The sequence below is a fragment of the Leifsonia sp. KNZ12-8B genome (genome assembly GCF_056755495.1).
The window spans coordinates 1-9,600 of record NZ_JBPGXM010000141.1; the positions used below are offsets into that span (position 1 = coordinate 1).

9 protein-coding genes are annotated in these 9,600 nt (G+C 72.2%); 3 read left to right on the forward strand and 6 right to left on the reverse strand.

The genetic code is table 11. The features are described 5' to 3' along the window. Positions 1-36: 36 nt before the first annotated feature. Together ACR9ZG_RS16165 and ACR9ZG_RS16170 are read right to left on the reverse strand one after the other, a co-directional pair. The gene (locus tag ACR9ZG_RS16165) at positions 37-1,167 is read right to left on the reverse strand and encodes an ABC transporter ATP-binding protein (protein WP_481285874.1); all 1,131 of its coding nucleotides are present in this window, start codon (positions 1,165-1,167) and stop codon (positions 37-39) included. Positions 1,168-1,289: 122 nt separating this feature from the next. Continuing rightward, the gene (locus ACR9ZG_RS16170; protein WP_481285875.1) at positions 1,290-2,177 is read right to left on the reverse strand and encodes a MurR/RpiR family transcriptional regulator; all 888 of its coding nucleotides are present in this window, start codon (positions 2,175-2,177) and stop codon (positions 1,290-1,292) included. 23 nt (positions 2,178-2,200) lie between these two features. Between ACR9ZG_RS16170 and ACR9ZG_RS16175 the strand changes: the two genes are divergently transcribed. After that, on the forward strand, positions 2,201-3,580 hold the full coding sequence (locus tag ACR9ZG_RS16175) for a DMT family transporter (RefSeq protein WP_481285876.1): 1,380 nt from the start codon (positions 2,201-2,203) through the stop codon (positions 3,578-3,580). A 10-nt stretch (positions 3,581-3,590) separates the two neighbouring features. Beyond that, positions 3,591-4,505, forward strand: a complete 915-nt coding sequence (locus ACR9ZG_RS16180) for an alpha/beta fold hydrolase (protein WP_481285877.1) — start codon at positions 3,591-3,593, stop codon at positions 4,503-4,505. On the opposite strand, the gene ACR9ZG_RS16185 is transcribed toward ACR9ZG_RS16180, so the two are convergent. Continuing rightward, a complete protein-coding gene (locus ACR9ZG_RS16185) occupies positions 4,456-5,682 on the reverse strand; it encodes an alpha/beta hydrolase family protein (protein WP_481285878.1) in 1,227 nt (408 codons plus the stop codon). The two genes, ACR9ZG_RS16180 and ACR9ZG_RS16185, sit on opposite strands and share 50 nt — an antisense overlap. A gap of 177 nt (positions 5,683-5,859) precedes the next feature. On the opposite strand from ACR9ZG_RS16185, the gene ACR9ZG_RS16190 reads away from it, so the two are divergent. Continuing rightward, entirely contained in the window at positions 5,860-7,755 is a 1,896-nt protein-coding gene (locus ACR9ZG_RS16190) for an FAD-binding monooxygenase (RefSeq protein ID WP_481285879.1), read from the forward strand. Between the two features lie 80 nt (positions 7,756-7,835). Here the strand turns inward: ACR9ZG_RS16190 and ACR9ZG_RS16195 are convergent, their stop codons facing one another. The 3 genes from ACR9ZG_RS16195 to ACR9ZG_RS16205 all read right to left on the reverse strand — a co-directional run bounded on the left by ACR9ZG_RS16195 (position 7,836) and on the right by ACR9ZG_RS16205 (position 9,467). Further along, positions 7,836-8,486, reverse strand: a complete 651-nt coding sequence (locus ACR9ZG_RS16195) for an IclR family transcriptional regulator (RefSeq protein WP_481285882.1) — start codon at positions 8,484-8,486, stop codon at positions 7,836-7,838. 130 nt (positions 8,487-8,616) lie between these two features. Then, positions 8,617-9,147: a DUF302 domain-containing protein gene (locus ACR9ZG_RS16200; RefSeq protein ID WP_481285880.1), complete on the reverse strand. Its 531-nt coding sequence runs from the start codon at positions 9,145-9,147 to the stop codon at positions 8,617-8,619. A gap of 59 nt (positions 9,148-9,206) precedes the next feature. Beyond that, the gene (locus tag ACR9ZG_RS16205; protein ID WP_481285881.1) at positions 9,207-9,467 is read right to left on the reverse strand and encodes a hypothetical protein; all 261 of its coding nucleotides are present in this window, start codon (positions 9,465-9,467) and stop codon (positions 9,207-9,209) included. Positions 9,468-9,600: the final 133 nt, after the last annotated feature.

The following is a 9,600-nucleotide window of genomic DNA, read 5'->3' on the forward strand; positions in this document are numbered from 1 at the left end:
GGTGTCGTGCGGAGGTGCGGTTCAGGCGCCCGGCGCTCAGGCCGGCACGGGGAGGGACGACGCGACCGCCTGCTGCTCGTCGGCGTCGGCGACCCACTCGAGCCGCCGGCCGGACGCCCGGTCGAAGAGGTGGACCCGCTCGAGCGGGGCGCCGAGCGCGACGGGCTCCCCGCGGCGGATGCCGCCGAGCGCGTCGCCGCGGGCGGTCAGCAGGGTCTCGCCGACGCGGACGTAGAGCACCTGCTCGCTGCCGAGGTTCTCGATGCGCTCGACCAGTCCCTCCACGCGGAGGGCTCCGGTGGCGTAGTCGGCCGGGCGGAGGTGCTCGGGGCGCACGCCGATGACCACCTCGCGGCTTTCGACCTCGCCCTCCCACAGCCGCGCCTCGATGCCAGGCGCGGTGGAGGTGACGACGCCGCCCACCGACCCGACCACCGCGGGGACCAGGTTCATCGGCGGGGCGCCGACGAAGCCGGCGACGAACACCGAGGCGGGGCGGTGATAGATCTGCTCCGGCGTCCCGGCCTGCTCGATCCGGCCCGCGTCGAGCACGACGATCTTGGTGGCCATCGTCATCGCCTCCACCTGATCGTGGGTGACGTAGACGAACGTCGCCGCGAGCCGGGCGTGCAGCTCGCTGAGCTCCTGGCGCGTGGCCGTGCGCAGCTTGGCGTCGAGATTCGAGAGCGGCTCGTCCATCAGGTACGCGCTGGGCTGGCGCACGAGGGCGCGGCCGACCGCGACGCGCTGCCGCTGGCCGCCGGAGAGCTCGCGCGGCTTGCGGTGCAGCAGCGCGCCCAGCCCCAGCGTCTGGGCGACCTCGCGCACGCGGCTCTCGCGCTCCTCCTTCGGCATGCGTAGCACGGCGAGGGGGAAGGCGAGGTTCTTGGCGACGCTCAGGTGCGGGTAGAGCGCATAGCTCTGGAACACCATCGCCAGATCGCGCTTCTTCGACGGCAGGTCGGTCACATCACGCCCGTCGATCAGGATGCGGCCGGAGGTCGGCTGCAGCAGTCCGGCGATCATCCGGAGCAGTGTCGTCTTGCCGCAGCCGCTCGGACCGAGCAGGACGACGAAGTCGCCGTCCTCGATGACCAGGTCGACGCCGTCGACGGCGCGGTGGCCCTTGAACTGCTGGGTCAGGCCCACGATCTCGATGCGGCTCACGACTGCTCCTCGACTCCAGGTAATTTCATTTCCTGACCTTCGGTCGTCAGGAATTCTTGTTACATGGGCATGCTGGAGCCCCCAGGTGAACAGCAGGCGACATCGCGGGGACGCGACGGCAGCTATTCGTTCAACTCGCCCTCCTGGTCGATGCCGACGACGTTCATGACGCCGTCCATCACCGCCGGGTCGGTCGGCGGGAGGCCGCCCGCCGCCGAGATGGCGAGCTCCAGCCCGGCGAAGAGGAGGACGTGCGCCACGTTCCCCGTGATGAGCCCGGTCGACCATTTCGAGATGGAGGCGCCGCACACCAGGGTGATGTCGGAGAGCTCGCTCAGCCGCGAACGCTGATAGCTGGTCACGCCGATCACCGTCGCGCCCGCGCCGGCCGCCGCCTCCGCGGAGCTCAGCGTGACGCCGTTCGAGCCGCTGGCGCTGACGCACACGCAGACATCGCCGCTGCGCAGCGCCCGCGCCGTCAGCTGCTGCACGACCGCGTCGGCGGGGGCCTCGCTCGGCCTGCTCGAGTTCAGGAACCCCAGGCTGGCCAGCTGCGCGATCGGAGCCGAAGCGCCGTTGCCGACGATGAGCAGGCGGCGCGCCCCGACCATCGCCTGGACGGCCCGGTCGAACGCGTCGAAGTCCAGCGGTGCGAGCGCGCTCGCCAGCTCCTCCCCCGCCGACCGGAACATCGACGGCAGCCAGTCGCGCGGCGCGCCCTCGTGGCTGCCGCCCACCGGCTCGAGCCGGGACGGCAGGTCGCGCAGGAGCAGCAGCCGCAGGTGCTGGAAGCCCTTGAACCCCATGCTCTGGCACGCGCGGATGACGGTCGCCGCCGAGGTTCCGGTCCGTGAGGCGAGGTCGGCGGCCGACATCATCGACACGTCCTCCGGCCGCTCGACGACCTCCTGCGCCACGCGCCGCTCGCTCGGGACGAGCGACGGGATCAGGGAGTCGATGTAACTGAGGGTCCCCCCGACGGGAGGGTCCGCGCGCAGGGCGTCCGTCATAGCCCTCGGTCTACCACGGGACGGTGAACGCGCCGCCTGACGATACGCTCGAAGGCGACCCCGACCGCCCCGCCCTCCCGGACGACCGCATGCTGCATACCCTCCGCGCGATCCGCTTCTCCCGCCAGGAGCTCGCGCTCATCGCGATCACGGCGCTGTGGGGCTCGACATTCCTGATCGTGCACCTGGCGATGCGGCACAGCGGGCCGTGGTTTTTCGTCGGGCTGCGCTTCCTGGTCGCTGGCGTGCTCAGCGCCGTCCTGTTCCATCGTGCGCTGCGGGGGATGCGGTGGCGCGATGTCGGCGCCGGCACGGCCATCGGCGTCACCATCGCACTCGGTTACGGCCTGCAGACGCACGGACTGCAGACGATCAGCAGCAGCACCTCCGCCTTCATCACCGCGATCTACGTGCCGCTCGTCCCGCTGCTGCAGTGGATCGTGCTGCGGCGGGCGCCGCGCGCGCTCACCCTCGTCGGGGTCGGCCTGGCATTCCTCGGGCTGCTGCTGCTCGCCGGTGCGGACGCCGTGCGGATCGGGCTCGGAGAGGGCGAGGTCGTCACGCTCGTGAGCACCCTGCCGATCGCGGCCGAGATCATTTTGATCAGCGCGTTCGCCCGGGTCGCCGACGTGCGCCGGGTGACCGTCGTGCAGCTGCTCGTCGCCGGGCTGCTCGGCTTCGCGATCATGCCGGTGGTCGGGGAGGCCGCACCTCCGTTCTCGTGGGCGTGGCTGCTGCCCGCGGTGGGGCTCGGGGTGGCGAGCTGCGTCATCCAGCTCACCATGAACTGGGCGCAGCGGTCGGTCTCGCCGACGCGGGCGACCATCATCTACGCAGGCGAGCCGGTGTGGGGCGGGATCATCGGGCGTCTCGCCGGCGACCGCCTCCCCCTCGTCGCCGTGCTCGGCGCCGCGCTGATCGTCGCGGGCGTCATCGTCAGCGAGCTGCAGCCGCGGCGGAGGCGCACGGCGCCCCTCCCGGAGCCCGCGGACCCGGCGTACGGTCGCGGCATGCCCACCTACACCGCCAGCCGGCCGCTCGATGGAGACGCCGACCTCTACTTCGACTACATCTCGAACCCCGAGAACCTCCCTGCCTACTTCCCGCGGATGACGCAGGCCCACGAGCTCCCTGACGGCAAGGTCGAGACCACCGCCCAGGTCGACGTCGACCGCGACGGCGAGGACGAGACCGTCACCTCCGAGGCCGAGTTCGACGTCGACACCGCCGCCCGCGAGGTGCGCTGGTCGGCGCCGGGACCGCACGAGTACCACGGCTCGCTGCGGATCGACGACGGCACGGCCGAGCTGACCATCCACACGACGCACGAGCACGACGGCATCCAGGAGGCGCTGGAGGCGTCGCTCGACGCGATCGCGCGCAACCTCCGCGAGCAGGTCTGACCGCACGGGGATGTTCGACGGCTTCGAGATCGCCGACATCCCGGTCGGCGCCGACGCGACGGCCCACGTCCGCATCGGCGGCGACCAGGGCGGCGAGCCCGTCGTGCTGCTGCACGGGCATCCGCGCACCGGCGCGACGTGGCACCGCGTCGCGCCCCTTCTGGTCGAGCAGGGCTTCCGCGTGATCGTGCCGGACCTGCGCGGCTACGGCCGCTCGACGGCACCCGCGCCACGCCCCGACCACGCGCAGGCGTCCAAGCGGGCGATGGCGGAGGACGTGCTGGCCCTCGTGCGTGCGCTCGGGCACGACCGCTTCCACCTGGTCGGACACGATCGCGGCAGCTACGTCGCCTTCCGGCTGGCGATGGACCACCCGGAGGCGGTGACGACGGTCGCGCTCCTCGACAGCATCCCGATCGTCGAGCACCTCGAGCGCATGACCCCCGCGTTCGCGACAGCGTGGTTCCACTGGTTCTTCTTCGCGCAGCCGCGGACGCCGGAGCGGGTGATCCTCGCCGACCCGGACGCCTGGTACGGCGGCGACCCGCAGGCGATGGGCGTCGAGAACTTCGCCGAGCGGCGGGAGGCGGTGCACCGTCCCGAGGTCGTCACGGCGATGCTCGAGGACTACCGCGCGGGCCTCACCGTCGACCGGACTGACGAGGAGGCCGACCGTGCGGCGGGACGCCGGCTGAAGCCTCCCCTGCTCGCCCTGTGGTCGCTGCGGGACGACCTCGAAGAGCTGTTCGGCGATCCGCTGGCGATCTGGCGGGAGTGGGCCGACGACGTGCGCGGACACGGCATCGACTCCGGGCACCACATGGCCGAGGAGGCGCCCGCCGAGCTCGTGGAGGCGCTCGTGCCGCACCTGCGTGTCAGAGGGCGAGACGCTCGTCCAGCCAGTCGAACATCCGCTGCGCGGTGAGGCCGCGGGCCAGCGGCTCGCAGTGATAGTTCGCCCCCTCCGCGGCCGTGAACGGCACCAGCGTCGACACCCCGGACGTCAGCTGGGCGAGGCGCTCCGACTGCCCGGGCCAGAACTGCTCATCCTCGGGCGAGGTGATCAGGAGCGGCGTCGTGATCTGCGCGGCGAAGTGCTCGACCGTGTACTGCCGCACGGCCTTCAGCGTCTCGGCGTACCCGGACGTGCCGTAGGGCCGGGCCCGGAACGCCCACGTGCTGGACAGCTGCGCCGAGAATTTCATGCCCATGGCCATGTCGCGATCGAACTTGTCATCCTCGCTCTCGTCGAGCAGCCGGATCATGTTCTTCGGCATGTGATCGGTCCAGGAGGTCGAGACGTCGACGACGCCGGGGTCCACGATGCCGGCGGCGAAGCGGTGCTCGAACGCGAGCGCCCGCGAGACCCAGTACCCGGCCTGGCTGATGCCGTAGACCGCGATACGCGACCCGTCGACGCCGTCGTACCCCGCCACGGCGTCGAACACGGGCGTCAGCACGTTCTCCCAGTCGGGCCGGAACGGCACGTTGCGCTCGAACAGCATCGACTGCTGACCGGGGCCGTCGAACAGGAGCACGTTGTAGCCGCGGCGCAGGGCCGGCGCGCCGCAGGCCGCCCACAGTGCGGCGACCGAGCCGTCGCTCCCGTTCACCGCGACGAGCGTGGGAGCGGCCGGGTCCGCGCCGACGGCCTCCGCGCGGAAGAACCAGCCCGGCATGGTCGTGCCCTCGTACGGGATCGCCACCGTCTCGACCCGCGCGTCGGTGTGCGCGACGAACGCCTCCCAGGCCTCCCGCGTCTCCCGGAAGGTCGGGAGGAGCTCGCTCTCGTCCGCGAGCCCGCTGACCGCGTTGACCGCCACCCCGGAGTAGTTCGCCGCGCGCAGGTACGCCTCGGCGGCGCTGACCCGGTGCCCCGCGGCGGAGGCGGCGTCCCCGGCGGCTTTCGCGCGCCTCCCGAGGTCGCGCCACGCGGCGAACCAGCCGGGATGGTCGCCCTTGTGCACGCCGGCGGTCGCCGCGAACACCTCGCCGGGGTCGGCGGCGCGCTCGACGGCCGAGCCGAGCACCACGCGCAGGTCGAAGTCGAAATCGGGGTCGGCCGAGAAACCGGTGAGGAAGGCGCTGCTCGCGTGACTCATGGACTCACTCTGCCGACCGGTCACCGGCCTCGCCAGCCCTCGTCGGAGGGAGGTTGCCCGCGCGCATCCGCCCGCCGTACCATGAGTGGGCGATATCAGAACATCGTGTTCTGATATCGAACGACGGCGGATCCGCTCGCACCGATGCGACCGCTCACGACGATGTGAGGAGTTCCTGTGCAGTTCCACCACCACGGCTACGTGTCGGGCGACCCGCGGGTCGAGCCCGCCGCCGGCATCGGTCTCGACCGCCCGGCCGAGCTGCCAGACGAGGTCGACGTGCTCATCGTCGGCTCCGGTCCCGCCGGCATGATCGCGGCGGCCCAGCTCGCGCAGTTCCCCGACGTCGTGACGCGTCTGGTGGAGCGGCGGCCCGGGAGGCTCGCGATCGGCCAGGCGGACGGCATCCAGGCCCGCAGCGTCGAGACCTTCCAGGCGTTCGGCTTCGCCGAGCGGATCACCGCGGAGGCGTACCGCATCACCGAGATGGCGTTCTGGAAGCCCGACCCGGCCGACCCCTCCCGCATCCACCGGGCCGCCCGCGCGGTCGACGACCCGACCGGGATCAGCGAGTTCCCGCACCTGATCGTCAACCAGGCGCGCGTGCTCGACTACTTCGCCGAGTTCGCCGCGAACTCGCCGGGCCGCCTGACGCCCGACTACGGCTACGAGTTCCGCGGCCTGACCGTCGACGACGACGCCGAGTACCCGGTCGCCGTCACCCTCGTGCACACCTCCGGCGACCGGGAGGGCGAGGAGCGCGTCGTGCGCGCGAAGTACGTCATCGGCGCGGACGGCGCCCGCAGCAAGGTGCGCGAGTCGATCGGCTGCCACCTCGCCGGCGACCAGGCCAACCACGCGTGGGGCGTCATGGACACGCTCGCCGTGACCGACTTCCCCGACATCCGCACCAAATGCTCGATCCAGTCGGAGGCGGGCAACATCCTGCTGATCCCGCGCGAGGGAGGGCACCTGTTCCGGATGTACGTCGACCTCGGCGAGGTGCCTGCCGACGACCGCGGCGCCGTGCGGCAGACCACGATCGAGCAGATCATCGCGAAGGCCAACGACATCCTCCACCCGTACACGCTCGACGTGCGCAACGTCGCCTGGCACAGCGTCTACGAGGTGGGCCACCGGCTCACCGACCGCTTCGACGACGTGCTGCCGGAGGACCGCGGCACCCGCACGCCCCGCGTCTTCATCACCGGCGACGCCTGCCACACGCACAGCGCCAAGGCGGGCCAGGGCATGAACGTCTCGATGCAGGACGGCTTCAACATCGGCTGGAAGCTCGGGCACGTGCTCGAGGGACGCTCCCCCGAGGCGCTGCTCGCCACGTACTCGGCCGAGCGGCAGGTCGTCGCGAAGAACCTGATCGACTTCGACAAGCAGTGGTCGTCGATGATGGCGAAGAAGCCGGAGGAGTTCGACTCCCCCTCGGAGCTGGAGGAGTTCTACGTGCGCACGGCCGAGTTCCCGGCCGGGTTCATGACCGAGTACGCGCCCTCCCTCATCGTCGGGGAGGCTGCGCACCAGGAGCTGGCGAGCGGCTTCCCGATCGGCAAGCGCTTCAAGTCGGCGGTCGTCGAGCGCGTGTGCGACACGAACCCCGTGCACCTGGGCCACCACGCCAGGGCCGACGGACGCTGGCGCATCTACGTCTTCGCCGACGCCGCGCCGGCCGCCCGCGCAGGGACGCCCACCGCGGCCCTGGCCGACTGGCTCGCGTCGTCCCCCGCGTCTCCGCTCGCCGCGACCCCGGCCGGGCTCGACCTCGACGCCTGGTTCGACGTGAAGGTGGTGTACCAGCAGGACCACACGGGGGTCGACCTCGGAGCCGTGCCGGAGGTGTTCCTCCCGCACACGGGTCCGTTCCGGCTGGTCGACTACGAGAAGGTGTACGCCGCCCGGCCCGGCGACGACATCTTCGAGAGCCGCGGCATCGACCGCGCGGGAGCGGTCGTCGTGGTCCGCCCCGACCAGTACGTCGCTCACGTGCTGCCGCTGACGGCGACCGACGAGCTGGCCGCGTTCTTCGCGCCGATCCTCTCCGCCGCGACCGTCTCCTGACCCGGCCGCAAACCGCCGAGTACGCAGAATCTCCGCGTACTCGGCGGTTTCTGCTCGAATCCGCGCGTACTCGGCGGGTGCTAGTGGAGGGAGGCCGCGACCGTCTGGGCCGCGGTGCGGAGGCGGCGGCCGATCGCGTCGGTGTCGCGGCCGTTCGCCACGTACACGACGGCGAGCGCCGCCACGGGCTGACGCGGCAGCGCGAGCGGCACGGCGACCGACGCCAGCCCCGGGATCACCTCGTCGTGGCTCGTGGCGTAGCCGCGGGCGCGCGCCTCCCCCGCCTCCTGCCGCGGGTGCTCCTCGGGCAGCGCGCTCCACTGCGCCTCCGTGAGCGCCGACTGGATGGCGATGCCGGGCGCTCCGGAGGCCAGCGGATGCCGCGTCCCCGGCTTCTGGGCGACGGTCGCGTGCGCGCTCGTCGGCTCGACCGAGACCAGCGTGACCACGTCGTGGCGGTCGAGCACCGCGAGGAACGCGGTCATCGAGAGCTCGTTGGCGACCGCGGTGAGCTGCGGCAGAGCGGCCGACTGGAGGTCGTGCGACACCGAGCGGGCGAGGGTCGCCATCCGCGGGCCGAGCTGGATGGCGCCGGCGGCATCCCGGACGACCAGCCCGTGCTCCTCCAGCGTCCGCAGCAGCCGGTACACGATCGAGCGGTGCAGCCCCAGGCGTGCCGCGGTCTCGGCGATGGTGAGCGGCTCGCCGGCGTCGGCCAGCACTTCCAGCATCCGGATGCCGCGGGACAGCGTCTGCAGCGGAGGCGCGGAGTCGGGGGCGGGAGCGGCGGCGGTCACGTGTTCGACTATAGAACGCGCCGGCGGCGGCGCTACAGCCGCGCTTTGCTACAGCCGCGCAGCGCTAGAGCCGCAACCGGCTCGGCCGCGGGAGCCCGAGCTCCTCGATGAGGTCGCCCAGCATCCGATCGAGCTCGTAGGCGGCTTGGGTGATCTTGTTGCTGCCGAAGCCGGAGAGCTGCGTGCTCGGCTGGTCCGCCGACAGGATGGTGCGGCCGTTCCTGGTCGCGTGCAGCTCGACGCGGATCGGCGTGTAGAGCATGACGCCGGCATCGTGGCGGAACATGCGCGCGGCCGTCGCGTAATCGCCGATGAGGTACGCGGCACTCCCGGTGTCGGCGCCTCCGACGCGCATCACCGGCGTCGCCGAGTCGGACCAGAACCGGACGAAGCGGTGGATGGAGCCGCTCGCCGTCTCCGCCGCGATGCGCCTCCACTCGGCCCCCTGGTCGAGCAGGCGGCGCAGGTGGTCGGTGTCGAGCGGAGGGACCTCGGCCTCGAAGGCGCGGCGGAGGGTCTCGAACGGCACCTCCGCCTCCACCTCGATCCGGTTCACCGCCAGCGGGATGTTGCGCTCGGTCGCGTTGTAGGCCATCCAGCCATTCTCGCGCCGGGTGGCACGGCCCGGCGGCGGCCGCCTGACGCCGTGCGCGCTCAGTCCAGGCTGGTGACGCCGTGCCTCTCCGGCGGGCGCGGCATGCTGCGCTCCTGCCCAGCCTCGGTGCGCGCACGCACCTCGTCGTAGTGCGCCTGCTCGCGCGCCAGCGTGTCGGTCTCGGGGCGGCCGTAGCGGGCAGGGTCGGGCCGATCGGCGTCCTCCTCGACCGTCAGCAGGCCGTCGGGGTCGCGCGGGTCGCGGACCCCGGTGAGGCGCTCGGCGACGGTCGACTTGTCCTCGTGGGTGTGATGCTCCATGCCTCCCACCATCCGCGCGTGCGGCGAGCGGGGCAAGGCCCCATCCACTTGTCACGACACGCCGCATGGGCGTCGCCGCAGGCGGCGTGTTGCGCCAAGTCGATGGGAGGGAGGGGCGGAGGCGGGCGGGGCG